Origin of the sequence: Aliikangiella coralliicola, from assembly GCF_007004725.1 — a bacterium.
GTDB lineage: Bacteria > Pseudomonadota > Gammaproteobacteria > Enterobacterales > Kangiellaceae > Aliikangiella > Aliikangiella coralliicola.
This window is the reverse complement of the sequence record NZ_ML660164.1, coordinates 138997-164778: the sequence shown is the minus strand read 5'-3', so window position 1 is coordinate 164778 and position 25782 is coordinate 138997. Positions and strand designations below refer to the sequence as shown.

The 25782-nt window shown below is 39.4% G+C and carries 22 protein-coding genes; 4 read left to right on the top strand and 18 right to left on the bottom strand.

The features are described from left to right. Positions 1–138 precede the first annotated feature (138 nt). A complete protein-coding gene (locus FLL46_RS12010; protein WP_142893767.1) occupies positions 139–1584 on the top strand; it encodes a transporter substrate-binding domain-containing diguanylate cyclase in 1446 nt (481 codons plus the stop codon). 45 nt (positions 1585–1629) lie between these two features. On the opposite strand, the gene FLL46_RS12005 is transcribed toward FLL46_RS12010, so the two are convergent. Continuing rightward, positions 1630–2028 (bottom strand): hypothetical protein, encoded by a 399-nt coding sequence (locus FLL46_RS12005; RefSeq protein WP_142893766.1) that lies wholly within the window; start codon positions 2026–2028, stop codon positions 1630–1632. Positions 2029–2322: 294 nt separating this feature from the next. Here FLL46_RS12005 and FLL46_RS12000 point away from each other — a divergent pair, with 294 nt between their 5' ends. The 3 genes from FLL46_RS12000 (at position 2323) to FLL46_RS11990 (ending at position 7206) form a co-directional block, all read left to right on the top strand. After that, a complete protein-coding gene (locus tag FLL46_RS12000; RefSeq protein WP_142893765.1) occupies positions 2323–2757 on the top strand; it encodes a MarR family winged helix-turn-helix transcriptional regulator in 435 nt (144 codons plus the stop codon). Positions 2758–2923: 166 nt separating this feature from the next. Beyond that, positions 2924–4081, top strand: a complete 1158-nt coding sequence (locus FLL46_RS11995; protein WP_142893764.1) for an efflux RND transporter periplasmic adaptor subunit — start codon at positions 2924–2926, stop codon at positions 4079–4081. After that, positions 4081–7206, top strand: a complete 3126-nt coding sequence (locus tag FLL46_RS11990; RefSeq protein ID WP_142893763.1) for an efflux RND transporter permease subunit — start codon at positions 4081–4083, stop codon at positions 7204–7206. The genes FLL46_RS11995 and FLL46_RS11990 overlap by 1 nt, the downstream gene beginning before the upstream one ends. Before the next feature lie 125 nt (positions 7207–7331). Here FLL46_RS11990 and FLL46_RS11985 read toward each other — a convergent pair whose 3' ends face one another. The 17 genes from FLL46_RS11985 to FLL46_RS11910 form a co-directional block, all read right to left on the bottom strand. Next, entirely contained in the window at positions 7332–9692 is a 2361-nt protein-coding gene (locus FLL46_RS11985; protein WP_142893762.1) for a glycosyl hydrolase family 18 protein, read from the bottom strand. 238 nt (positions 9693–9930) lie between these two features. Continuing rightward, the gene (locus tag FLL46_RS11980; protein WP_210418684.1) at positions 9931–10683 is read right to left on the bottom strand and encodes a type 1 glutamine amidotransferase domain-containing protein; all 753 of its coding nucleotides are present in this window, start codon (positions 10681–10683) and stop codon (positions 9931–9933) included. A gap of 357 nt (positions 10684–11040) precedes the next feature. Continuing rightward, positions 11041–11601 (bottom strand): thioredoxin domain-containing protein, encoded by a 561-nt coding sequence (locus FLL46_RS11975; RefSeq protein ID WP_142893761.1) that lies wholly within the window; start codon positions 11599–11601, stop codon positions 11041–11043. Positions 11602–11824: 223 nt separating this feature from the next. Beyond that, positions 11825–13969, bottom strand: a complete 2145-nt coding sequence (locus tag FLL46_RS11970) for a DUF1631 family protein (protein ID WP_142893760.1) — start codon at positions 13967–13969, stop codon at positions 11825–11827. A gap of 108 nt (positions 13970–14077) precedes the next feature. After that, entirely contained in the window at positions 14078–14482 is a 405-nt protein-coding gene (locus FLL46_RS11965; RefSeq protein WP_142893759.1) for a VOC family protein, read from the bottom strand. 20 nt (positions 14483–14502) lie between these two features. Beyond that, the gene (locus tag FLL46_RS11960; protein WP_142893758.1) at positions 14503–16086 is read right to left on the bottom strand and encodes a cation:proton antiporter family protein; all 1584 of its coding nucleotides are present in this window, start codon (positions 16084–16086) and stop codon (positions 14503–14505) included. A gap of 105 nt (positions 16087–16191) precedes the next feature. After that, positions 16192–16539, bottom strand: coding sequence for a hypothetical protein (locus FLL46_RS27395; RefSeq protein WP_210418683.1), 348 nt, complete (start codon positions 16537–16539; stop codon positions 16192–16194). 225 nt (positions 16540–16764) lie between these two features. Then, complete coding sequence (locus FLL46_RS27385; protein WP_210418681.1) at positions 16765–16926, bottom strand: hypothetical protein; 162 nt, start codon at positions 16924–16926, stop codon at positions 16765–16767. A 435-nt stretch (positions 16927–17361) separates the two neighbouring features. Further along, positions 17362–17973 carry a hypothetical protein gene (locus tag FLL46_RS11950; RefSeq protein ID WP_142893757.1) on the bottom strand — a complete coding sequence of 204 codons (612 nt, stop codon included), beginning with the start codon at positions 17971–17973 and terminating at the stop codon, positions 17362–17364. A 623-nt stretch (positions 17974–18596) separates the two neighbouring features. Beyond that, entirely contained in the window at positions 18597–19289 is a 693-nt protein-coding gene (locus FLL46_RS11945; protein WP_142893756.1) for a hypothetical protein, read from the bottom strand. 366 nt (positions 19290–19655) lie between these two features. After that, positions 19656–20528: a hypothetical protein gene (locus FLL46_RS11940; RefSeq protein ID WP_142893755.1), complete on the bottom strand. Its 873-nt coding sequence runs from the start codon at positions 20526–20528 to the stop codon at positions 19656–19658. A gap of 3 nt (positions 20529–20531) precedes the next feature. Further along, a complete protein-coding gene (locus FLL46_RS11935; protein ID WP_142893754.1) occupies positions 20532–20909 on the bottom strand; it encodes a hypothetical protein in 378 nt (125 codons plus the stop codon). Between the two features lie 1065 nt (positions 20910–21974). Further along, a complete protein-coding gene (locus tag FLL46_RS11930; RefSeq protein WP_142893753.1) occupies positions 21975–22196 on the bottom strand; it encodes a hypothetical protein in 222 nt (73 codons plus the stop codon). A 17-nt stretch (positions 22197–22213) separates the two neighbouring features. Beyond that, the gene (locus tag FLL46_RS11925; RefSeq protein WP_142893752.1) at positions 22214–22693 is read right to left on the bottom strand and encodes a hypothetical protein; all 480 of its coding nucleotides are present in this window, start codon (positions 22691–22693) and stop codon (positions 22214–22216) included. Positions 22694–22940: 247 nt separating this feature from the next. Then, positions 22941–23921, bottom strand: coding sequence for an endonuclease/exonuclease/phosphatase family protein (locus FLL46_RS11920; protein WP_142893751.1), 981 nt, complete (start codon positions 23919–23921; stop codon positions 22941–22943). Positions 23922–24118: 197 nt separating this feature from the next. Then, positions 24119–24949, bottom strand: a complete 831-nt coding sequence (locus FLL46_RS11915; RefSeq protein WP_142893750.1) for a hypothetical protein — start codon at positions 24947–24949, stop codon at positions 24119–24121. A 31-nt stretch (positions 24950–24980) separates the two neighbouring features. Continuing rightward, the gene (locus FLL46_RS11910; RefSeq protein WP_142893749.1) at positions 24981–25682 is read right to left on the bottom strand and encodes an FRG domain-containing protein; all 702 of its coding nucleotides are present in this window, start codon (positions 25680–25682) and stop codon (positions 24981–24983) included. Positions 25683–25782 lie beyond the last annotated feature (100 nt).

Sequence of the window (25782 nt, the reverse complement as noted above, 5' to 3'; positions counted from 1 at the left end):
ATAACCACAAATAGCTAATATGGTCTAAACTTTACCAGAGGTTTCGATAAATAAGGGTTTAGGACGTTCGATATTTTGCAAATGATTAAGGTAACTGTTCGTCGAAGTGTATAGACTAAACAAGGTATTCCTAATTTGATGACAAAATTCGTTCATATCACATTATTACTACTGAACCTCGCGTTAATAAGCATGAACTGTCTAGTTTTTGCCCAAGATACAGAGACTTCTCTTAATAAACAGCCTTCTAGCCCGTCGGATAACCAGCCTCTTTACTCCTCTCAAATTTTCACACCAGAGGAAAGAGCGCTAATAGATAGCAACAGAATATTTAAAGTATGTAATGTGATTCAACAGGCAAGTAATGATGCCAGCATTGGTATTGTGAGCTTAATCGCGAATAAAAGCGGGCTTCAATTCGAAGCAACGCCACTGCTTTCCTGGGCGAAATCACTCGAAGGTCTGAAGACTGGACGCTGCGACATCTTACCCTGGGCGACAAAGACAGAAGCCCGCAGCAAGCTCATGAATTTCACTCGACCCTACGTGAGAATAAAACGTGTTGTCGTCGCTAAAAAGCAAGAACCTTATATCAGAGATTTAGACGAAGTCTCTGATAAAATATTCGCAATGCTGAAAAGTAATTATGCGGTCACCCAGGTAAGAAAAACCCATCCCAATGTTCAGTTTGTTTATGTCGATACCGTTCAGGACGAAATCGATTATATATTGCAAGATAAAGCCTACGGCACAATCGTTTCATTATATTCTGCCGCCAATTTGTTTAACAACGAACAAGTCAGAGAACTAAAGGTCGTTGGCGTACTTCCTCCCATTTATGATGATATTGCATCACTTGCTACGCGCAGAGAAGATAGCGCCTTACATAATATTTTAGAAAAATCACTAATTGCAACTAACCCAAGACTTATCGAAGAGTTCATGACCGAAGGTGCCGTTGTGAGTTACGATCCGGATGTCGATTATCAAAAATATTGGGGGGTCGCAGTATCGGTTATTTTTGTGGTGTTAATTCTCGTTTGGTGGAATCGTTATTTAAAAACACTCAATGCCAAACTAACAGACTCTCAAAGAAAACTAGAATTGCTTTCGGTAACGGACCCATTAACCAACGTCTATAATCGTCTAAAAATGGATGAAGCGTTTACCCAGGAAATTGAAAAGAGCAAACGATACCATTCCCCACTTTCTGTCATCATGTTAGACGTTGATCATTTTAAAAATATCAATGATGAATATGGTCATGTTGTTGGAGATGGTGTATTAAAAAAGATAGCCCAAACAATACAATCGAATTTACGCACTAACGATTTTCTCGGGCGTTGGGGCGGCGAAGAATTTTTGATCATTTGCCCTTCAACCGATATTGATAAAGCACAGCTGGTTGCCAAAAAACTCCGATCAACTTTAGCCAATACCGAATTCTCACCACTCGGAAAAGTCACTGCCAGCTTTGGTGTCGCCGGCTGGGAAAATGGAGAAAGTCAGGAGTCCATCATTTCACGAGCCGACTCTGCTTTATATCGTGCCAAAGATAGCGGTAGAAACAAGGTTTGCATTTAAGCTTATCGCAACCGCTACAAATAAGAATAAAGCCAGGATTATATTTCAATGGCTTGAGTTCAAATCTTTACTGGCGCGCCTAAAAATATGAAGTGCGACTTGCGATAAAACAAATAGGCTAAATGTAAAAACTAAGCCGCGTATCATGACTGGATCATACTGTTCGTTAAATAAAGAAATGACTCGAGCAGAACCATTGAAAAAGAAATAAAGAGACGCAGGAAGAAGTAACAGCCATTCTTTTCGGTAAATTGCGAATATCGTTATGATGGCCAAACTTAACAATGGTGCTCCTAACGTACGGAGATTAGTTTTTCCATAATCGGTCGTGACATTAAAACCACCGGCGGCATTGATAGCTTCCGGAAAAAAAATGCTAGTTATTGCGGCTGACAAAAGTATCACCACGAATATAGCAGATAAAACCTGTGCGAAACGAATCATATTAACTCCTCTTGATAATAAAATATTGTGCCGTAGCGTTATTACTTGCTGTGAATAAAACGAGACCTATGACCGCTGCCGCGGCTTCGATAAATGTGTAGGCAAGAGCGGCAATAGCGACCCTGCTTAAAAGTTGTTTTCGTGTAAATTGGCTCATGGTTTCTTAAAAGTGACTTGAGTCACAATTAGTTGACATTTATCAACTATCGCAATTTATTTGATATTTGTCAACTAAAAAGATAAATTAACATTTTGAGGTATTCATTAGATAACAGGATGTAAGAGAAACCTTTTATGAAAAACAAGCAAAGCGTGCATGAAGCAGTATTCCAGTTGAGTTATGACCTGGGCTTACAGATAGCCCCTAAATTAGAAAACTTGAACGTAAAACTTGCGCCTCAACAACTACGCGCAATGCGTCAAATTTGGGTTGATGGAGAATCAACCTTAATTGATATTGCTAAAACCTTAAAACGGGACAAGGCACAAATTAAAAGGCTCTTAGACGAACTATGTAGTTTAAAGATGATCGAACGAATACCTAATCCGAACGATGGGCGCAGTAAACTTTTAATACTGACTAACAATGGTCGTGAGTTTTTCGAAAAGGTTGAAAAAGTGGAAGCTGAGTTCTCTAAACAATTAACAAAGGGTATCGAAAAGGAACAGTTGGATACCTTCTTTTTGGTTTCAAGCTGCTTAATAGAAAACTTACGGAATATCGATTAGTTTGTTACATTAGCCTGCGACTTCCACCTCTCCCTAGCCCTCTCCTTCAAAGGAGAGGGAAATTCCTATTAGCTTTCGCATGTGCAATCAACAAATAACACTGTTGTAAAAATCTCAATCGAGGCATAATAGCCGCTAATAACAATGATTATCATTTGAGGTTTACATGCAAAAGGCAATTGTTCCAATTATTAGCCTGTTTTTCACCAGTATCGCTTTGACTTCGCTGGCAGAGCCAATTCAAGTGGAAGTCTTTTATCCTGAACAAGAAATCCATAAATTATCCCTGGAATTAAGCGGAACAGTCGTTGCCAAACAAGACGCCCAACTAGCTCCATTGGAAGCTGGATTAGTTAAGAATATCCTGGTCGAAGCCGGCGACAAAGTGAGTGCTGGTCAGGCTTTACTATCACTTGACGATACCCTGGCAAAGCTTCGCCTGGCTCAAGCGGAAGCAAATCAAATATCGGCACAGGTTCAGCAACAGGAAGCGAAACGACAATACGATGAAGTCGTCTCGCTGGCCAAGAGTAAGCTCGTCGCCGACAGTTTATTAGCAGAGCGTAAAGCGAGTCTGGCAAGTGCCAATGCGGCCCTAAGCAATAGCCATGCGCAAGTTGCCTTACAAAAAGAAATCGTCAAACGCCACACAGTAACAGCCCCCTTTGACGGTGTTATTGCGCAGCGTAATGTGGACCTTGGTGAATGGATTAGCCAGCAAAACCAGATTTTTCAATTAGTTTCTGATAAATCACTTCGTTTAATTGTTGATTTACCTCAAGAACATCTGAAAGCAATTTCAACCTCATCTGACTTGATGGTCCTGATCATTCCCGACGCAACACCAGACCAACAATACCGATTGCCACTGACTAATATTGTAACCGTCTCTGAGCCAGTTAGCCGCACCCTTCAGGTCAGAATTGATCTTCCAGAAATTAGTTTACCTGAAACCAATTCATCAGAAAGTGACCTATCAGAGAACGCTTTGCCAAAGAACGAACAGCCAAACAATCAGGTGCTGATCCCGGGAATGTCAGCCAGAGCAAGATTCGATTTATCGAATAAGGATGACAAACTCACCTGGATACCGAGATCCGCACTCAAGCGTCACCCCGATGGCGGCAACAGTGTTTTTACCGTGAACACCAATAAAATTAAGCGGCATAAAATTAGCCTGATCAAAAGCGAATCGGATCGCATTGCCGTCACCGGCCTGCCCAACGAACCTGCAGTAGTCGTATCGGGGACTGAACTACTAAAAGACAACCAGACAGTCACTCCGGTCACCGTCACCGGCTTCAACAACAGAGGTAAGCGCTAGTGTTTCAGTCAGCTGTTAAACATGGCACCTTAGTCGCCGTTATTGTCTTTATTGTGACTATTTTAGGGGTTGTCGGCGCGTTAAAAATTCCAGTGCAAATGATCCCCGATCTGGAAGTGCGTACCATCAGCGTATCCACCGGTTGGCCGGGCGCGACCCCGCAAGATGTTGAAAAGGAAATTCTGATTGAGCAGGAAAGATATCTGCGTAATCTGCCTAATTTAAAACGCATGACCTCTTATGCAGAAATGGGTTCAGCGTCGATCGAACTAGAGTTTCCGTTTGGTGTTGAAGTGAGTGATGCGTTACTAGATGTTAACAATGCCCTGAGTCAGGTTCCCTCCTACCCTGAGAACGTAGACCAGCCTCGCATCTTGGCCAGTTCTTTTTCCAGTAATGCCTTTATGTACTTCACTTTGCGCCCGCAAAAAGGCAATCCACTTAAGTTGGATATGGACCTTATTCGTGATTATGCCGAAGACTATGTGCGACCGCGAATGGAAACGGTTCCCGGCGTTTCTGAAGTCCGAGTCGGCGGCGGCGCAGCCAGGCAAATCCAGATAAAAGTTGATCCATCAAGACTCGCCCAAAGAGGCATTAGTTTATCCCAAGTGCGTAACGCTATTCGTCAACGCAACCGAGACGCATCGGCAGGCGATATTGAGGGCGGTAAAGAGCGGTTTCTGATCCGAATGGTCGGTCGGTTTAAACAGGTTGATGAATTAGAATCACTGATTATTGCCCGCAAGGGAGAAACTAATATCTACCTCAGCGACGTGGCGACTGTCGAGCTGGATCATTTTGAAACCCGAGCGGTTTCCTACTACAACGGCGAACGAACATTAAGTTTAGCGGTACGCCGTGAATCAGGTTCTAATGTAATCGACATTAAATCGCAGATGTTAACCGTGGTCGAACAAATCAATCAGGATCTGTTGCAACACAATGGCCTGGAACTAAAACTAACCAGTGATGATGTTAAATACGTACAAAGCTCGCTACAAAATGTTTGGTTTAATTTAGCTCTGGGAGCCCTGCTCGCCACCTTGGTGATGTATTTGTTTTTGCGTTCTACTCAGGCAACCATTATCGGCGTGCTGGGAATACCGCTATGTACTATTGCCGCATTTTTAGGTTTACTTTTATTTAATCGAACAATCAATGTGATTTCATTGGCGGGGGTAGCTTTCGCCATCGGCATGACCGTCGATAATTCGATTGTCGTTTTAGAAAGTATTATGCAAGCCAAGAAAAAAGGGATTACTCGTTTTAAAGCGGCAGTCAGTGGTGCTCAAGAAGTATGGCCAGCAGTTCTCGCATCAACCACCACAACCATATTGGTGTTTGCCCCCATCCTTTTTGTGCAACAAGAAGCCGGGCAGCTTTACTCAGACATTGCAATCGCCATTTCCGCAGCCATTATTACCTCAATGCTGGTCGCTATTTTTGTCGTTCCCGTCGCTTTAGCTAACGTCAGTAAAAAAGATGCTGTTGATGACGCGCAGCAAATTCAACTCTCTGACAAATGGTTAAAGTTTGTCGATTTTTTTATTCAGAGTAAACAAAAAGCCAGAATTTCAGCAGCCGCTATAATCGTCACCGTCATGGGCGCCGCCTATTGGTTAATGCCTGCAGCAGAATATTTACCGGAAGGTGAAGAACCCAAAGCCTTTTCCATGATGATCGCGCCACCCAGTTATAACCTGTCACAAATGAAAGAGATTGGCGTCGAGCTGAGAACCTATTTTGACAGTCACGTTAATGCCTCAGAAGAGGACTTCATCAACGGCAAAACCGATATGCCGCCCCTCGCCTATTACAGTATGCGAGTTGCCGTGAGCCGCATCTGGGTTTTAAGCGCGCCAGTCGACCACGCCAATATTCAGACTATGATGAATACGATTACACAAAAATTTAAAAGCTATGAAGGAATGCGCGCATTTTCTTCTCGCGGTTCAATAATATCGAGTAACGATGGCGGCACTCGCGCGGTCGCAGTTGATATCGCCGGCCCAAGAATTACAGAACTTTATCAGGCGGCAGAAGCCATTTATCAAGCAGCGGAAAAAACCTTTGAAAATCCGCAAATTAATTCTGATCCGCGATCATTAAGTCTTAATCAACCAATGATCGAAATTAAACCTCGATGGGATCGCATCGCCGAATTGGGTTTGAGCAGCAGCGAGTTAGGTTATTCGGTGTCTGCTCTGAGTGACGGTGCTTATGTGGATGAATTTATTTTGGAAGACGACAAAGTCGATATCTTTTTATTTAGCAGCGCAGGTAATCAACAAAGTATCGACCAGCTAGCCAATTCGCCAATAATCACCCCGGCTGGAAAAGTCATGCCGTTAAACGCGCTAACCGATTTGAGCGTTAGTAAAGGCAGCAATAGCGTGCGTCGCGTAGATGGCAATCGAACCGTCACGGTCTATATTATTCCGCCGCGGAATGTGGCGCTGGAAACCGCTGAACAAATGATCAGAACCGAAATGCTACCGTCACTCTGGCAACAGGGAAAAATAGCTCAAGGGATTATCGTTAGCATCAGTGGTGCGGCGGATCAGTTGGAATCGACCCGGGCTTCCCTGTCGAGCAACTTTGCGATTTCAATTGTATTAAGTTATCTACTGCTAGTGGCAATTTTTATCCACTGGCGATATCCCTTGTTTATTTTGGCGACAGTGCCTCTTGGTATGGCCGGTGGTTTGTTAGGTTTAGTCACTGTTAACGGACTGGGCAGTTTGCTCAATAGTTTAGGCTTGGGTGGCATTCATCAACCGTTTGATATGATAACTATGTTAGGTTTTTTAATTTTGTTGGGGACGGTCGTAAACAACCCGATTTTAATCGTTGATGAAACGCGCAAGTATTTACAGCAAAAAGGTACGCAAGTCACTGAAGCTGTCAGGCACGCGGTTAAAAAACGCTTGATGCCGATCTTAATGTCAACGGCGACAACGATTTTTGGTTTGGCGCCGCTAGTATTTATTCCGGGAGAAGGTGCAGAACTGTATCGCGGTGTCGGCATTATTGTTTTAACCGGGATATTGTTTTCTACTTTGTTAAGCCTTAGTTTTCTGCCGGCATTGTTAGTGAGTGTGATGAGGGAAAAGGAAGGTTAGTTGTTGTTAATGAAATGATTAATTTGATGAGAATAAAAAAATCCTGATCAAGAATAACTTCGATCAGGATTTTAACGGTCTGCTTATCAGAAACTGAAATAATCAGTAAAACAAGACGAGTTTTTTTATAAATTATCTTTAATTGCTTTGATTAATTCACCATTATCGGTATCACCGCCAAGCTCCCAGAAAAACGCTCCGCCCATTCCCTGTTGTTTAACGTAATCCATTTTTCCTGAGATGGTAGCGGGCGTATCGTAGCTCCACCAATCACTACCGCATTTAGCATAGGCCGTGCCACCAACAAGTCCTGTTGCAGGACAACTATTTTTCAATATTCGATAGTCGCCGTTTCCTTTTGCAGCGCCTGTTGCTGATCCACCTGGCTCAGACTGTGTTACGCCAGTCCAACCGCGTCCATAAAAACCGATACCTAATAATACTTTCTCAGCAGAAACCCCTTTGCTTAACAAGAGTTTCACCGCGTAATCGGAATTAAATTCACGAATGGGAATACCATCATAGGCATACAACGGCGAATGCGGAGCGGTTGGGCCTTTAGCATCCCACGCACCGAAGAAGTCATATGTCATCAACATATAAAAGTCGACATACTGTGAGGCTGTACCATAATCAGCCGCATTCAACTTAGACTCCCCTGCTCCGATGGCCGCTGTCACCAACCGATCGCCGAAACGAGCACGCAATGCTCCCATTAATCTCGGGTAACTGTCATAGCCACTGGTGTCACATTCCTGACCGCAAGCATTCGGGTATTCCCAGTCGATATCGATACCATCGAAAAGTCCGGACCAACGCTCATCGTAGACAAGGTCAAAACAAGAGTTGGCGAATGACTCAGCATTGGCAGCAGCTTCACCAAATCCACCGGACCAGGTCCAGCCGCCAAACGACCATAGAATTTTCAAATGGGGGTACATTTTCTTCAAACTTAATAATTGATTGAAGTTACCGCGTAACGGCGCGTCCCATTGATCAGCTACACCGTCAACGCTACCATTTTCGTCATATTGTTGCTCAATCGCCGCATATTTATCGCCCATCACACACTTGCCGCCAACCACATTACCGAACGCATAAACAATGTGAGTCAGTTTTTCAGCTGAACCGCTGGTATGAATATTTTTTACATGGTAATTGCGGTCGTAGACTCCCCATTCGGTAAAGTAGCCCACCACTTTATCACCATTACCTGGATTACCCTTCGGTGAAACAGTTACTGTTGCCGAATCCGTATGACTAGCACCATCATTATCTGTCACAGTCAGACTAGCATTGAAAACGCCCGGCGCACTGTAGCGATGTTGAGGATTTGCCATTTCACTTGAACCACCATCACCAAATTCCCAACGATATTTAACAATTGAGCCGTCAGTGTCCGTCGAGCCCGCACTGCTAAATGAAATCTCATCTCCCTCTCGTCCGCTATAAGGCCCATTAGCGTTCGCTACAGGTGATTCGTTACCACTATCATCTGAAATTGAAACTGTTGCAGTAGCGCTGCTTGTAGCGCCTTTGTCGTCAGTGGCGGTAAGGCTAACTGAATAACTGCCAGCCCTGGCATAAGCGTGAACGGGATTAGCTTCTGAACTTGAATTGCCGTCACCGAAATCCCAGTGGTAAGAGACAATCATTCCGTCGGGATCAGCAGAACCTGCGCTAGAGAAAGATACATTCTCATTGACCTTCGCGTTGTAAGGTCCATTTGCATTAGCAACCGGCGGTTTGTTTTTCGGTGTATCATCGCACTCGCCAACGTCTGTCCAGGCTGAGTTCCAGTGGGCACCAACACCAGGTTCATATGCCCATGCTGCCGATGAGGAACACCAGCCAGCAATATCGCATCGGTATTTTCTGCCAACATTGGCGACAATATCGCCTGACTCGTAACGAGTGCCTGCCGAGTACTGGGACGCATCACAATCATCGCCACCACCATCTCTTTCGATGTTTGCAGTTGTACTCGCGGAGGCGGAAGCCCCTTTATTATCAGTGACAACTAACTTGACGGCGTAGCTTCCCTCTCGAGAATATTGGTGTACAGGATTTGCCTGCGTGCTGGAATTTCCATCGCCAAAATCCCATGCATAGCTCGCAATATGCCCATCGTTGTCGGCTGAGCCACTGCTGCTAAACGCAATGTCAGTATTGACCTTTCCGGCATATGGGCCGTTAGTATTGGCGAAAGGCGGCTTATTGTCTGGATCTCCACCATCGCAATTTCCAAGATTTTTCCATTCCTGCCACTGGCCAGAATGTGTTTCCGGGCTGTTTCCCTGAGACCACCATTTCGCCTCATAGCCCTTGTTGCTCTGCTGAACCTGGTCTCCACCAGTATAGATATTCGAACTATTCCATTCAGGTAAATTACTACAATCGATTGCGTAGGCAGGTTGAGCTAAAACAGAATGAAAAAAGAATAATGCGCCTCCCACAAAAAACAAGCGCTTTGAGTTTATCTTCATAATATTTCCCATTAATTTAGTAAGATTTATTGAGATATTTATAATTTTGTTTGCGAATAAAAGGTCAATAAATCCGAGTGAGTTTCATTAATGGAAAATATCACTATATTGCCTTGATAATTTTAAAAAATGGGACTGATATTTTTGATTGAGGGTCATAATTATATTAAATAGATATAAAGCAGCGAGTATGAAACTCACTGCGTAATTGTGCTTTGACGCTAGTCCAATCCACAACTTACTGCTTTCGTAAAGCCTCAATGATACTACGAGCGACTTTCTTCGCCGATGCAGGGTTTTGGCCGGTAATTAATCGTCCTTCAACCACGACATTTTCTTCCCAGGCTTTGCCATATACATGAATAGCGCCTCGCTCAACCAGTTTGTCTTGCAATAAAAATGGAACGATTTCAGTTGTACCTAGTGACTGTTCTTCTTCATTGGTGAACGCAGATACTCGTTTATCGGCTATCAAATATTTTCCATCAGAGAGCTTGATATCAATCAGCGCTGCGTTGCCATGGCAAACCGCTGAAACAATGCCATTTCGCTCGTAAATTGCTGACGATATACGACTAATATCTTTATTTTTCGGGAAGTCCCACATTGGACCGGAACCACCGGCAAATAAAATAACCTTATAATCCTCTGGATTTACTTGAGATAACGGGATGCTGCGTATGACTTTCGCCATAAGTTCGGCATCGTTGAGGAACTTTTGGTGATACTCATCGGCTTCCTGAAAAGCTTTAGCGTCTAGCGGAGCCATGCCTCCTTCAATCGATGCAACATCAACGGAATATCCGGCATCTTTAAATTCATAATATGGGTGGGTTAATTCTGGTAACCAGAATCCGGTTTTCTTACCGGTATTTCCCAAGTCCGAGTGACTAGTTAAAACGATTAGTATTTTGGCATCAACATTAGCATGACCGGCAGTTGAAATAAGAATGATGAACAACATCAAGGAAAAGTTAAGAATTTGTTTCATGGTATCTCCGTGTATGCGCGAGTAAAGTCTATGTTTGATGGTTGAAGCTTACTTGCTGAGATACATTGACGCATTTACATAGGTTGATTTGGGGAAATAAAACTGGGCTGATAATGGTTTTGGTTCGTTGCTTTGAAACCAGTGCGCAGGGTAATGTGAAACATTACAGTCCGTTCCCTGCAAATATTCTGAGAACGGTCTGTTTTGAACAATCCGCATTGTCAAACCGAATCCAGCGGCTCGTTATTGAGCCACTCGAAAACAGTGACTATGCCGATATTCAACGGCGTATTTCAAAACTATCTGAAAAGTCGCAAAACCTGGCTGTCAAACTAATGGCTATATTGTGCCTGTTTGTTATTTTTCATTCTGTATGATTTTTTCTAAGTCTTCCAAACTATGTTCACCTTTAAACACTTTTCCGTTAACGATAAAAGATGGTGTCCCTTGAATGTCGTACTTTTCATATGCCGCTTTTTGATCAGCCATTATTTTTTTCCCAGTCTCTTCGTTTTCAAGACATTTATCATAACGAAAGGTATCTTCTTCTTTTATTTGGGCATGTTTCTTAAATGCTTCGTTTCGATTTTTCGGTGAATACCAGTCTTTTATATTGAAATAAAAATTATTCAGTACTTCATAATGGTTTTCAGCGGCACACTCTACTGCGATGGCTGCTTGCAGAGCAACTTTGCTTGTTGGGTAGTGACGATAAATAAATCTTACCTTACCTGACTTAATATATTTTTCTTTAATTATTGGAAGTATTTTTCGATGAAAACCTATGCAGTGATCACAGGTTAGTGAGCCATATTCGATCATTGTGATAGGACTATCTTCTTTACCAAGCGCAATTTCAATACTAAATGTTTTTTGAGAGGCAAAAATAAGACCCAAAATGAGAAATTTTTTTAACATCGGCAACACCTTTTTATTCCTTTTTCCTATCTAAATCTGTTTAATATTTATATATATCCTTCATATTTGCCCGATACACTTTTTCTACCATGGCGAGCTTCCCTAAACGAACAGTCTTGGTTTATTCTCTGCATTTAATTCTATCATAGGTTCTTAAGGAAAGTTAATTGCACTAATTTGTTGAGTTTGTTAACCCACCGTTGTATCTCTCTAGATAAAATGGTTAGCTATTTTTATCTGACTTCAAACTTCGCATACTAGATATAATAGTCGTTAACGCTTCATCAAACAGGCCTGTTTTTTGTCTAAGTTTAAGTTGGCCTGATTCAAACATTTCAACCAGCTCTTGCTCAGTACATTGCATCACTTTGTTGCCATTTTGATCAGCAAAAACAAACATTCCGGTAGAAGCTATTTTCGCAGCAAGTCGACACCATTTTATTTCACCTTTTAATTCAAGCTCTACCCGTGTGCCTAATGCTAAGTTGGCAATATTTTCTAAAATGTGGTTACGCTCCCCTTCAGTCAGTTGACTGATTTCAATTGCCGGCTGTTTTTCTCTTAGCTCTAAATCGGCTTTCTTTAACGCTGCTTCTTTTTCTTTTTTCTCTTTTTCCCTTTTGTCTTTTTCTTCTTTCACTAATTGCTCGGCTTGATCTAGTTTCTTCTTAATCGTTTCAATTTCTTCTGCTTTTCTTTGTTCTTCTTTAATTTTTTGTGCTTCTCGTTGTTCTATCTCTAGTCTTTCTTGTTCGGCTTTTAAATGAGCTGATATGAACTCGTCAACGACCAGGCGATAGGCTTTATCAAATGCAGGAGATGGATCAAGTGCTACAATTTTTTTATCACGAAATAGCTGGTTTAATTCACTACTATTAAACTCGGCTATTTTAGTACCTGCCCCATCGACAAAAACATATTTATCAATCAGCTGAATGTAGCTGGAAAACCTGACTCGAATATTATGTTGCTCTACCATAAGCTCAAACCACGGCGATTTTTGTAAATCGGTTAACGTTTCCAGATTAGCGGTAGTTTTCTTTTCAATGGATTCATCATTAATTGTGGTTAAATTTTGTGCATCGACGGGCAACTCAGAAAAAACGTTATCAACCCATTGATTCAATTTTTTCTCCGCCATTGATGTTGAAGTTGCTCTTGCCCCAGATTCTGATTGATTTTCTTCAATAACATCATCGCTATGTTTATCATCAAATATGTCAATCGGTTTTAAACGAATTATTTTTTGTGATTCCTTTTCTTTAATAGTAATTTTAGCTTGAGCTAAAATAGCTTCATACTGGTCGTTAAGCTGTTCAAAGAATATATCAGCTTCACTATATGGATAAGCGACTTTTAGCAGGCCACGTTTAAGCCTGTCTATTAATTGTGATTGAAGTGTTTTGTGGTTTTCTAATTCTTCTTCGTCGGATATGGGCTGCAAGCTGACAAGCAATTGTTTCGCGGTGAACAATGCTTCACTCTGTTCTTCGTCGTTGACTTTTGTTTCGTCGTTGCCCTTTTTTCCGTCATTCTCTTTAAGTAACTCAAGAAAAATGACGCGTTCCCAAGCTTTATTAAAAATATTGAGTACGAAAAGCGGGATATCTTTTTTGCAAGTGACTTTACTTAGCAGTTTTTTAGCAGCAGCTTGAGTTGATTCTGCGCGAGCTTTACCTTCTTCTGATTCTCTTAGTCGTTTTTCAAAGATTTCAACACGCTTGACTAATCCACTGGAAAACTGTCTGAACTGCTCTTCTGCGCAGGAGAATACTTTATTAATATCTTGTTCTTTGCTGGTTGAAATGATCTGTTGGATAATGACTTCTAACTGTTCTTTAATTTGAGACGTTTTTGGATCTTGTGCAGACCATAGTAGGCCAACTTTGCTTATATCATTGAGTAGTAATCTCGCTGGATGGGAAGTTTCGGTCAACAATGTTTTGTCGTTTAGCGCTAATTTAAAGAAAGGAATTCTTATCTGGCTAATGAGGTTTTTTATACCTTTTTTCAGGTACTTATCAATTAACAGATTATCGAATAATTTATCGATTAATTTGACTAGCTTAAAAAAATCTGCGGAAAGAGTTAAGTCTTGCTCTAAAAGTTGTTGCTTGAGCAATATAGACATCGATGGAAAAACAGGGTCATGTTCGGTATTGATAACCTGTTGTTGCAGTAAAGGATTTATCAACGGATCGATTGCCTGGTTAGTCGCAACATCTTTCACACCTGAAACACCAGAATCACCTAAACTAGACTCATCTTCGTCAATCGAAGATACGGCGCCAAATAAGTGCTGAATAAATTCTTGTTTATCAATGGGTTGTTTCTTATTGATCATTATACGTGAGACTTCAAAACTCATTTTAGATAATCGTCTAACTAATTATAAACCAATTGAAAGAACAGATTCGCTAATTTTCTCCGCTAGCTAATTCAATTATCAGGAGGTCAAGTATCAGAGTGGAAAACTCTACTCCCAAGGATTGTAAGAACCAAAATTCCACAAGTTGCCCTCAAGATCTAAACATGAGTAGGCTCGGCCTCCGTAATCCTGATCTTCTGGCTGAAGGACGACCTTAGCACCTGCTTCAAGCGACCTCGCATGGTGTGAGTCGACGTCCGACACTATGATATAGGGGCTCTGTGTACCAACACCACCAACAGCTTTGGTTGTTTTTTGAAAGCTATCAAACTCGTTGTCTCTCACTGAACTCAGCATGATCATTCCATTACCAAACGTGAGTTGCGCGTGCTCAATTCGCCCTGCTTCGCCTTCTACAACCAAATGTTTCTTAAAATCGAACGCTTTGCAGAGCCATTCAATGGCAGATGCCGCGTCTTCGTACTTCAAGGTAGGGATGATAATGCTCGACATGATGTTTCTCCTCGCTTTGATTAGTTCGTTGCCTTTAGATTTGCTTCTACCATCGCCATACTTTCATCAGCTAAACCAACACCGGCTTCATTGAAAAAGTTGAAAACCTTATCAATTCCATATTCTTGCAATTGAATTCGTTCGTCATCAAAACGCGCAATCGCAGCAATCATACCTTGATAATTGGCTGTCTTAAGTTGTGTGGTTATGTTCATACAATCTTGAACAGATGGAACCGCTAGCAAAACTAATTTGATCTGGTCTAAATCAATACTTTCCCAAAAATCGATATCTTCAGCATCGCCTTTGTAGACGTCAAAATCCTGACTTTGAAGCCAGGCAACTTTACTACTATCAGCATCTAACCCCCAGGCCTGTTTGCTATGGTGTAAATCTAGTGATTTATAGGCTCCCATTCCGACTCGTCCCATGCCAATGACAACAATGGGGGCGGAACAAGGTTGAATAAACACATCTTCGGGTAATCGCTCTGGGCGTTGATATTTCTTTATCATGGTTTTGTATTCGGTGAAGAAATCATGAGCGTATTTGTAGACGACATTAGTGAATATAAAAGAAAGCGTGACACTCAACGATAAAATGACCAGCCAGTCGTTTGTTAACCACCCCGACTTAACACTGATAGCCGCGACGATTAATCCAAACTCACTGAAGTTACTTAACGCCAGCGCCGACAGAAATGAAGTCCGCGAGCGTAATTTAAGTTGGTTAAATAATACAAAGAATAAAAGGAACTTCACTGGTATGAGTAAGAATAAAACGCCGGCAATAATTATCATATTCAATGTGGGTAAAGCGCTAAATCCAATAGAGAGGAAGAAACCGATTAAAAAGAGATCTTTGAAACTGAGTAACGATTTAGTGATCTCACTGGCCTTAGTATGTGTGGCTAAAAACATCCCCGCTAATAGCGCGCCCAAATCACCTTTTATGCTGACTAACTCAAACAGCTCATAGCTACCGAGTGCAATAAAAAATCCACCTAACGGTATTAGCTCTCCATGGCCTATTTGATTAATGAGTTTAAATATTGCTTTTCTCAACGGAAAAATTGCGAGTAGGCCCAAGGCATAAATAGAAGGTATTTTTCCGGTAGCGGCAACGATAAAACCAACAGCAATGATGTCCTGAATAACTAACACACCGATAGCCAACTTACCGTGGCGTGTTCTCATTTCGCCGCTTTCTTCCATTAGTTTGACCACGCAAACCGTGCTACTAAAACTTAACGCAAAAGCAACAATAAATGCTGATGCGTTAGATAATTCAGCGAAATAGCTTAAAGCTAATACACCTAAGAGTTTAATAGCGCCGAGAGCTAGAACCAACCAAATGATTGAGTGAGAAAGGCAACCTCCCCAAATTTCGGTTTTGGCTAAATCTTTGATATTAAGTTTGAGACCAATGGTAAACAGCATTAGCGTAATCCCAATATCAGCAAGCATCTGTAAACTATCATTGGAGGAATAGCCTAAATAATTAAGGACAAAGCCTGCTGCTAGATAACCAATAGATGGGGGTAATGAAATGACTTTTGCCGAAAGACCCAGGGCGAATGCAAAAAGTATCCAAATAAAATCCACTGTCACCTCTATATTTATTATTCTAACCAAGGAAGGCTGTTCACTTGGTCGTTTGTCAATGCCTGCTTTGAAATAATAAGCATCATCATGGATTCTATCAAGGTATCAAGTGGTCAGATTCGCCGATTTAGTTAAATTCCCTCTATTTTGAAATTTTGAAGACTTTCTATCGCCTCCCATTCGCAATGGAATTTCTCTGCCCGTTTGCCTGGTAATTTGTTTAACAAACTGCTCCTCGCCTAATATCCGCGCTCTTTTAGTCGCGTCTCTTATCTCTTTAAGAGTCGAATCTGGAATTTCGTCATTAAATAATGCTTTGTAGTTAGCTTCTCTTTCTTCTTGAGTTTTGCCTAACGAAGAGTAAATTTTATGCTGTTTTAACAACTTTATGGGCTTACCTAAAGCATTATGCTGATAACTCGACCAAGGATATTCTGATGGATGAGCAACCATATTTGCCCTAACAGGATTAAGTTCTATGTATCTGCTAACAGTGAGAAAATATTTCTCGCTATCAATAATAGAGGATTTAAATCTCCCCTCTCACAAGGTGCCTGTTCTGCTATAGGTTTGATTAATATAACGAACATAATACCGACCAAGCCACTGCAATAACAAGCTAGTTCCAGTTTCCGTTGCGGGTTTAAGCAGTAAATGAACATGATTTGTCATAAGCACCTAACTGTGAATAGAAACTCTAAACTTTTCAGCATATTCGTGTAACTTTGAGAGATACAACGCATAGTCTTTTTCTTCGAAAAAACACTCGTGGCGATTATTGCCACGTTGTACAACATGTTGCGAAATACCTGGAATGGTTAATCTGGGAGGCCTGGGCATTGGTTTCTTCCTTGATTTAATTTTAATCAATGAGTTTGAAGAAACGCTTTATTTAAAACTAGAAGAATTCGATGAAATAGCTTTAAGATTATCGAGTTTTTTTGTGTAAGAAACTGTCAGTACCAGATATCGGAGAAAATCAGCAAGTCTGACGTCTTGGTTGTTTATTCTTTTTGATTATCTGGCTTAACAAGATTTTCAGGATTACCCAAAGAGTTTTCTTTTTCGAGTTATTCTTTAATATCTTCTATTTTTTACTTAAAAATTTCCTTTGCCGAATCTCTAGCCTTTTCTTTAGCGTATTCAATTCTTTGTTCTAAATTCATAGCCATTTCTCTAAATCAATCAAGGGAGCAGTTTTCAGCGAATCTGACCCCGTGATTCGAAATCCTAAAGTTCGAAGAATGATTTATGCCTATCTTGTAGTTTGCTAATCTATTTACTCATAAATGCTGATATATCAAAAACAATTGATATCTTAAGCTCATCAAAAATCTTTTCCTCAAAAAGGAACTTATCATAATTAATATATTTTCCAACCTCCAGTCCTAGAATTGGTTCATATTTCGAGTCAGAGGATCCGTTCTCTACTATAGGAAAAGTAAACCCGACTCCCCATTTAAAAGAAGCATCGTAATCTTCAAAAACACTTTCGGTTTCGGTAACTTTGGACTCGCTTATATTCTCGATTCCTAGCGAGATGAATGGTTTAAACTTCCTATAACTTTCTATCGAGCTAAAACGAAGTCCAAGCCCATACTTTTTAGTTTCGGTCTTTTCTGTTGAAGACTTTGAGTCACTACGTTCGGCCGAAACATCAAAGCTGAATTGATATTTTTCCTCAAATATTTTGAATGGTGTATGCTCTATTTCCATACTCCAAACCATTCCATAGGAAGAGTCGTCCTTCGTCAGAGAGTCTTTTGCTGAATAGGTGAAATTCAGACTATTCTTAGTTACTTTGTTTTCGGCCAGCAACCGGGCAGGACAATCAAGTGTAAAAACACAGCATGCGAAAAACACTAGAGGTATTAGAATACTTTTCATTTTTGCTCCTTCATCTTTTGTTAGTTAAGATTCATTCATGTACTCTAAATATGTGTAAGGGAATCTGAGTTTATCTCACTTCAATTGATTTTTTATAGAAGTTAAAAATGTTTGGTACTTTGAGTATCAGCAGATCAAGTTGTTCTTAACCTTCTACTCTTAAATGTACTACCTGGTTATTTTATTGACTAAGAATGGTATTTAAAGTGATGTTTTCCTGTTCACTGAGTCCTGCGAGAAATACCATACATTGAGTTCTAGAAGGTCAATTTGACTACAATCCATTCCTTCGATGAAAAAATCTAAACTCAAATATAAGGGTAGAAAGTTAAGAGCTGCTTTTACTCTTAACTTTAAGTTTTGAGAAAAACCTCATTGAAAGTCGCCATCCATCTACATAGATATTCTCCAGGGTGGGTAGTCATTTTAGCTTTTAAGGGAATAAGCTCGATATACCGACTCACAGTTAGAAAATACTTTTTCGCATACTCATTTAGCTTTGGCAGGTATAACGAAACTTATAGAGTTAAAGAATCAAATACTTTGTCACATTAACACGTGTGGTGAGCGGAGTCTGACTTCCAGAAAGCCAATTATACAAAGTAGTCGAAAGTCTCATATAGTTATTTTTTACCAGGGTTACCGAGTTCATTCCCTAATTCGATTAATAGTGATAAATAGCTCTTCATCTCTTCTGTATTAAACATACCTTTAAACAACTCATAGTTTGGTTTTCTCTCTACAGTTGTTCCACAACCAGCAGCAAGCAACTTACCAAAGACTGGAGACTGTCTGAGCTTTTGAACTTTTTCAGCAATATCTCTCGAAATACGCTCGTCATTAGCTCTTACTGCACTTTCCATTATTCTCATACCCATCGACGTTTGTTTACAAGCCAGCTGACCTAAATTCCATTCAGCGTACTGAATTACTTTAGTTTTATTTTTGAAATTAACCTGATCAAACTTTGCTAACATTCCACTATCTCGAATATTTTTAATCGCGTTAATACTCACCTTACTCTTCTCACCTTTAACCTCCCATTCTAGCAAGAAAAATATTGAAGCAACTTGCCGCCAACCTGTCTTGATATCCTTTAGTGCAATTTCTTCATATACCTTTGAAGTCAGATAATCGTCTACAGATTTATATATTGTCAGAGATATTCCCAAACTGGCAACAATTGCAGCGGTCCACCCCAATCGAGTTAACTTTATCTTTCTTTTTTTCTTAGGATCGTAAGTTTCGCCAAATATGCCAGTTATCGCGCCTAAAAGCGTAAGAACATGTCCCAAAATTGTTATAAATATACTCATTCTCACTTACCTCTAAATACTAAAAACTTTTACGTCTCTTATAGTAAATGTATTTACCTTAACTGTATTAAATTTTTAACACTTTGAAGGGATTAACAAATGTATTCAAGCTAACATCCGAGACCTAGAACAACTTTAGATTAATGACGTTAAGAATATAAAGCGGTTGTTTTAGCAGTAAGATAACAAGCAGTAATCTCTTCTTCGAAAAACTGGATTCCAATATATCCTTTCGCCTGTCATTTAGTAGATTTCCTAAAACTTGACCTACAGCCAGTATTTCTTTTCTCTATCGATATCAAAATTAAAGAAATTGAGAAGTTGTAAGTTACGAATTGTGCCTGCCTGGTTATTTTTCACAATTTATTAGAATAGGTTATGTGTTAATCCTACCTTGAGTACTTTTTCTTCTTGAAGATCAAAAGGCAACTCACCTTTGCTATAAGCTATGTACAACCCATGTTCGAACTTAAGAACAATTGAGTATCTTTTGAACTTATCCAGCCCCGCAGATTTAATTGATTGCGGAGCGCTTTTTTCTGAAAAATATCGATAGTTAATTCCTATTGATTTTGGTTTATATTTTCTACTCTCACCGAAATCTAATTTATACTTAAATGCGACTTCTCCTGATAATCGGTCGAACTTATCTATGGTAGTTAAAGCCATTCTCTGCTCATTTTCGGATGCATCGACCTGTCCGAGTTCTATTATTGAAACAATATAAGTACCTTTGGGATTTCCAAAATATCCTGAAAAACTTGCGGAGGTAACTTCTTGTCGATTGTCAAAGTCCTGATCTCCTTCCATTGAATATGCTAAATAGAAATCAAAATCCTTATTCCAGGAGTCAGACGGCCGGAAATAATCGTATCCCAGCTCTATTTTAACTTTTGAAAATGATTCCGGGTTAGTTTCTTCCTCACTTGTCCAAACCCCACTAAGTTCGTATTTAAGATAACCAGAGTTTCTTCGCACTTTCTTATTTACATCATCAACCCAATAACCATTCTCATCAACATCACTATCGCTATCAGCATATTCATCTTCTTCACCCTTGAATACCCACCCATTACTCAATCCATATTCGATACCTAAAGCTATGGAGTTCGAGTTACTTCCATCTAATAAAACTGGTTTTAATGTATAACCCTCTTTTTCACTATTTTTTTGCCCTTCTTCTGCCCAAACGCTTATAGAAAAGTAAAAAAAAATAGATACTAATATTATTTTAAGCATCTATTAATCCTCCATTTCATCCTTAAACTTACAATATTCGTCCTGAACTTCTGCAATATCAGTTAAAGTCTTATCACCATCTTTAAAAAGATTAGTTAATTCACCATGCCATTTCTTTAATGTTTGGCTTGTCTCTTCTTTTTTTGGTTTATAATCTTTAATAGTGAATCTAATAAATTTCACAGCGATATTTCTTGCCGCTTTTTCTTTCACCTTAGGACTACCATCATCGGGATAGAACGCCATGTATGAAACTTTATATTTCCCAGCACTTTTATCCAACGGTACTAGTTCTTCCTCAAATTGGTCTAATCGGTCATCCCTTTCTAAGACTCGATATGTTGAAAAACAAGCCAGGTTTTTTCTCCATTTATACGCCATGTTCTCTCTCCTATAATTTAATAAAAACATTTTCACATCAATCGAACAAAGATTTATTCTTTGCAAACAAATGCCTAATACCCACTCATTTACTGACTAATTACTGTAACTCGTTCTAATTTGTAGCTAGCTCTATTTACATAGTGCTTTCAATTAAAGTATTATCCCAGCAGTTTCAAAAAAACTTCATACAATTCCAAAACCAAACCAAAAAAACTAACAGCCACCTTATAGATTTTTTCTTTAAGATAATTTCGAAAACAAAAACAACTAGTCACTATGTTGATTTTTCTCGTAAATAGCTCCTAGATACAAAGAGCATAGAAAATTGCGCTTAGAAGCAATCCTTGTCGATGAAGAACTACTCAAAACTTATCGCGACCGGCTAAGGAGCCTCTCCTAGTCGATTCGTTCGATTAATGAACCACTCGCCAAAATGTCAAATTGAGAAGATAGTTGCAAAGGGCATCTTCTTAAATCTAGATTTACACCTCAAGTCCTTCTTGATAAATCAGCCGTTTTAACTTGTATGGTTGATGTTGACTTAAAATCGACTCTAGCTGGGCTCAGTAAATCAATAGAAAATAGCGACTACATTAAGTTGTTCTAGTTAAAGGAATGTTCATTGTTCATCCTGGCAAATCAGCGACGCCTGCACATATTCATTCCGTATTGATTCGACTAGATATCATTACAATCATTGACTGAGTCTAGTTAAATCTTATGCTCATAATTATCCGCGCGTTGTTAGAACTATCGAAAACACTAATCCTAAGACACGCTACTTAAAACAGCAGTGGCTCGAAGGTATTAAAAATATTGAAGGGTTGTTTTTTAGTTGCAAAATAATCAGCGAGTTAACTTCTTTCTCTATAAGAACAAGCTCCTCCTAGCTTCGCCTCTCTGTGTTTTAGTAAATTTCCAGAAATTTACTTGCGGCCTGACTTATTAGTTACTTCTTTCTCATAAAAATTGAAATTCGCCTGCTCAAACAATCTCTAGAGATTGAAATGCTGTAAGGTTTGAAATATGCTTGTCTACTTTTGTTCTTTTCCGCCTCCTACTTTAAAAACCATAACCTTTCTTAACAACTCCAGAACCATCACATTTGTCACATTTTTTACCTGGAGGTAAAAGAACTCCTGCGGAAGCTAATAATGCCCCGTATAACTCTTCAAAAATCTGTTGCTCTCTATCGTTTAAATTTGCGTCCAAGTTATCAAAACTAGAAAGCATCATATTTAATCGAGTCATTTCACTGAACAAAACTTCCACATTTTTTTCCATTTCTATTTCCTCACTTTTTACTTTTGATATTTATGGCAATTTTTCATTTCATTATAAACTTTTTGAATTTCATCATTTTTATTCAACCAATCAATACCATAAATGGGCTTCCCATTGAATGTTCCAGAACATCCTATCATGCTTTCATACAACGCTACATACTCTTCACCACATATGTTACAAATGGCTCTCTTCTCAGCGCGATTATTTTTCCAAATATCCATCGTATATTTCAGTTTTCGGTACGATTCCACACACATAGCATAACTGGCATCTTTCCGACTAAGTTCTTGAGTACCAACCCAGCTACTTGTCAAGTCCTTTATGACGCTATTCTCAGCAGTTACCTTCGCCACTTCAGCTCTCTCCCGCCTTAGTTTATGAGATAAGACGAAAACAATAATCGACAGTACAATACTAAAAATCGTTAATGCAATACTTAAAATGCTTGAATTTTCAGGACAAATTTCTGTAACATTTTGAACAGAATCAAACATCGTACCCTCCTTGTATTTTTACCACCTTTAAAACGTAAATCACCATTTCCAGATAGTCGCTAAAGGTCTGAGCTGTGACTATCTAATTGTTTTATTTATAAACCGGAAAACTGTACGTTTGATAATTTTCCTGTCTAATATTTTTTCGATACAGTCATAATTATATTGCCTATGCTCTCCTATTTATTCTCCAACTAAGGCCACTTCAGACTAGTAGAAAAGCCAATACAAAAGAATTGGTTAACAATCAAACTGTTATTTTTATCGATACTGGACAATGATCTGAAGCTTTCTTGTTTTTTTCTATACCTGAGAAAAACTTCTTGACTCGCTTAGGTTTATTTTTTTGGTTAACTCTCAATGGCTGCCCACGTCTCTCAACAAGCGGCTTAACTGTGGAGTTTTTATTGGCAAGAGACTTGGATAGCAATATATAATCTAACTGGCGATACGACTTGTTTCGCTTGTAGAAGTGTGTCCACCTGTCATTTTTTGGCAAGCGCTCCGAGACATTTACGAGTTTCTTATTATCCAGCAGAGGCTTCATACCCGATTCATTTTCTTTACCAACCTCGATATAATCATTGAAGTCTCCGAGTATAACAAAGTCTTTCCGTCCGTAGTTTTCACCAAATCGTTCTTTTAGTATCTCAACCATACCGTTAGCTTGAGCTAATCGGCGTTTTTTTGTCGCAGGTCTTCCGCCAATCATTGACTTAAAGTGATTAACGAATATAGGAAGTATTTTATTATCGTTGATCTTTATGTGAACTTCTAAACAGTCTCTAGAAAACAGCTTGGTAGACGACCTAGGAGTCTTGGTGAATTGATGTGTTCGCACAAAATCAATTTCAAAATTAGACAGTAAACCAACATCTATAAACCTGGGGTCATTCCCATCAATCACCAAAGGAAACTTGAATTTCTTTGACTTGAGATATGTCGAATTAAATAGTTTTAGCGTATCCAAGCTTTCAACTTCCTGTAAACCTATAATATCAGCTTTTATTGCTTTTAATGCCTTAGCTGTTAGCTTTCGATTAGGTTCCATGTATCGTTTGAACACCTTTTTATCTATGATAAAACCGTCTTTTGTTGCCTTAGCTAGTTCTTTCGGTGTGTATTCTACGTAAGTGCTCTTCCCATTTTTCTTTACACGTTTACCGCGGAAATTATACCTCGTGAAAAGATTCTCAACATTAAAAGTAGCGATCGTAACTTCGGTCATAAGAAACTCCTTTCGATTATTGTTTTTCAGAACAACAAAAGAGATAGAGCAATCTGGATTTCTCTATCTCGATACAATTCGTTTGAGTACTAACATTAAGTAGTTCAGATAATATATAACCAGTAATGAACTATTGGCACTCAAAACATTTGTAATGTATTCATTTCCTCGTTAGTAAGACTCAATAACTAAGAGCTTCAAATTAAGGTTCTAATTTGTCTAGCAACTGGCTTAGTAAAATCTCTATCAGTCCAATATCCCCCATGGCTCATCGGATTCCATCCCCGCCATAACTTACCTAAAAAACCACCATCTGCGTTGATTTCGTGATCTTTGAATACTGCATTCTTATAGCTATAACTCAATGGCTTAAGGGGCCAACCAAGTACATCATCTTCATCATAATAGTTATGCCATTTGAAGTTATACCCCTTTGAATCATGAGCAACTGCTTTTATATCATCTTCATCCCAAGCGCTTAAAAATATAGGTATGTTGCAACCTGTCGTGTAAAGCGTATTTAAACTCTTCAATCGGAGAAAGTTATCTTCTTTAGAATTGTCTTTCGTTTTTCCTTTCCATATGCCTCTACCGGCATTAGGCATTTGAGCATCCCAGATATAATTGTTCAGCACTTGACCTCCTAAAGAATGACATATGAATACAACAGGGTTACTTTCATTGTTCATTGCTTGAAATGCTTCTGAAAGCGATGTTCTGATTCTGACTTGTGTTTGATAATAAGGAGAGTCAGTCAGATGTGATTTGTGCTCAAGACCAACAGCATCTGAAAAGCCATAAAGAAAAAACCTTCGAAGTTTCTTATAGTCGATTCCAGCTTTTTTCATCTTTTTAAATACTCTTTCTTCATTGGGCTGGAGAATATCCTGATAATAAACGCTGCCAAAATGGACTTTTCTCTTGTCAACACCAATATATTTTCTAAGCTTTTCGAAAAGCTCATCAGCATAGTCTTTTTCAGTATTTCCCATTCCATGAATAGTAATAACAGCGACTTTTTTCGACATTATCTTATCCTCGTTTAACTCTCTTCAGTTTTTAACTGTAATCCAAATTCACAAACGCCCAATTAATATGCTTAGACAATCCATCCAAATCAGGAAATAGCCCTAAAGAGTTAACACCATAGTGTGATAACTCTTGCGATAGTTCTTTTTTCACTGATTTATCAATAATGATTTTCAGTAATCTTTCATCTTTATGTAAATTCTCTTCTAAACATAAATGAGGTGCGCTATGAACAGTAAATATCCCACCTTGTTGTGCAATTCTTGGGGAAACAGTGTTTGGCCGAAAGCGGCAAATGCCACTTATGTCAAATGGGGACTGATGGTTTTCTGTATCAACAAACTCTTCAGTTGAATAATGTGCAAATACAACACAGTTGTCTTTTTCGTTAACTTCTAAGCTTCCACCATATAGTGCGAAGTAAAGTGCATTGAGTGGATTAAAAGACCAATCTAATAGTCGAGTCGCTAATCCATGATGTTGGGCGACGGCGAGTGCTTCCCAGTCAGTTAAGTGATTAATATCTTGAAGACCAACGGCATGTCGATACCAAGCTTCGAATAAAGCTTGATCATTTTTTGCCTTACTTAAAAATGGTTCTCTTCCGGCTTTGGGTGTGAGTTTATAGTTTTCTTTAGATTGGCCTCTGTAAAACCAACAGTGCCATTGATTTTTATTTTGATTGATTACGTCGTGAAATTCGTTGAGGCTTTTAACTTGGGTAGATTCCATTCTCTTCGGTTCCCTGCTCTTTTTGTTAATTCGTCAAACCAACGAATAAACAAATGATTTATTAGATTCTAGACAATTTAGTAGCCAATTTCAAAAATTA

Bases quoted from the DNA above. Each gene is read 5' to 3' on its own strand.
- FLL46_RS12010 (WP_142893767.1), top strand. From the start codon at position 139: ATGACAAAATTCGTTCATATCACATTATTACTACTGAACCTCGCGTTA.
- FLL46_RS12005 (WP_142893766.1), bottom strand. From the start codon at position 2,028: ATGATTCGTTTCGCACAGGTTTTATCTGCTATATTCGTGGTGATACTT.
- FLL46_RS12000 (WP_142893765.1), top strand. From the start codon at position 2,323: ATGAAAAACAAGCAAAGCGTGCATGAAGCAGTATTCCAGTTGAGTTAT.
- FLL46_RS11995 (WP_142893764.1), top strand. From the start codon at position 2,924: ATGCAAAAGGCAATTGTTCCAATTATTAGCCTGTTTTTCACCAGTATC.
- FLL46_RS11985 (WP_142893762.1), bottom strand. From the start codon at position 9,692: ATGAAGATAAACTCAAAGCGCTTGTTTTTTGTGGGAGGCGCATTATTC.
- FLL46_RS11980 (WP_210418684.1), bottom strand. From the start codon at position 10,683: ATGAAACAAATTCTTAACTTTTCCTTGATGTTGTTCATCATTCTTATT.
- FLL46_RS11975 (WP_142893761.1), bottom strand. From the start codon at position 11,601: ATGTTAAAAAAATTTCTCATTTTGGGTCTTATTTTTGCCTCTCAAAAA.
- FLL46_RS11970 (WP_142893760.1), bottom strand. From the start codon at position 13,969: ATGAGTTTTGAAGTCTCACGTATAATGATCAATAAGAAACAACCCATT.
- FLL46_RS11965 (WP_142893759.1), bottom strand. From the start codon at position 14,482: ATGTCGAGCATTATCATCCCTACCTTGAAGTACGAAGACGCGGCATCT.
- FLL46_RS27395 (WP_210418683.1), bottom strand. From the start codon at position 16,539: ATGGTTGCTCATCCATCAGAATATCCTTGGTCGAGTTATCAGCATAAT.
- FLL46_RS27385 (WP_210418681.1), bottom strand. From the start codon at position 16,926: ATGCCCAGGCCTCCCAGATTAACCATTCCAGGTATTTCGCAACATGTT.
- FLL46_RS11950 (WP_142893757.1), bottom strand. From the start codon at position 17,973: ATGAAAAGTATTCTAATACCTCTAGTGTTTTTCGCATGCTGTGTTTTT.
- FLL46_RS11945 (WP_142893756.1), bottom strand. From the start codon at position 19,289: ATGAGTATATTTATAACAATTTTGGGACATGTTCTTACGCTTTTAGGC.
- FLL46_RS11940 (WP_142893755.1), bottom strand. From the start codon at position 20,528: ATGCTTAAAATAATATTAGTATCTATTTTTTTTTACTTTTCTATAAGC.
- FLL46_RS11935 (WP_142893754.1), bottom strand. From the start codon at position 20,909: ATGGCGTATAAATGGAGAAAAAACCTGGCTTGTTTTTCAACATATCGA.
- FLL46_RS11930 (WP_142893753.1), bottom strand. From the start codon at position 22,196: ATGGAAAAAAATGTGGAAGTTTTGTTCAGTGAAATGACTCGATTAAAT.
- FLL46_RS11925 (WP_142893752.1), bottom strand. From the start codon at position 22,693: ATGTTTGATTCTGTTCAAAATGTTACAGAAATTTGTCCTGAAAATTCA.
- FLL46_RS11920 (WP_142893751.1), bottom strand. From the start codon at position 23,921: ATGACCGAAGTTACGATCGCTACTTTTAATGTTGAGAATCTTTTCACG.
- FLL46_RS11915 (WP_142893750.1), bottom strand. From the start codon at position 24,949: ATGTCGAAAAAAGTCGCTGTTATTACTATTCATGGAATGGGAAATACT.
- FLL46_RS11910 (WP_142893749.1), bottom strand. From the start codon at position 25,682: ATGGAATCTACCCAAGTTAAAAGCCTCAACGAATTTCACGACGTAATC.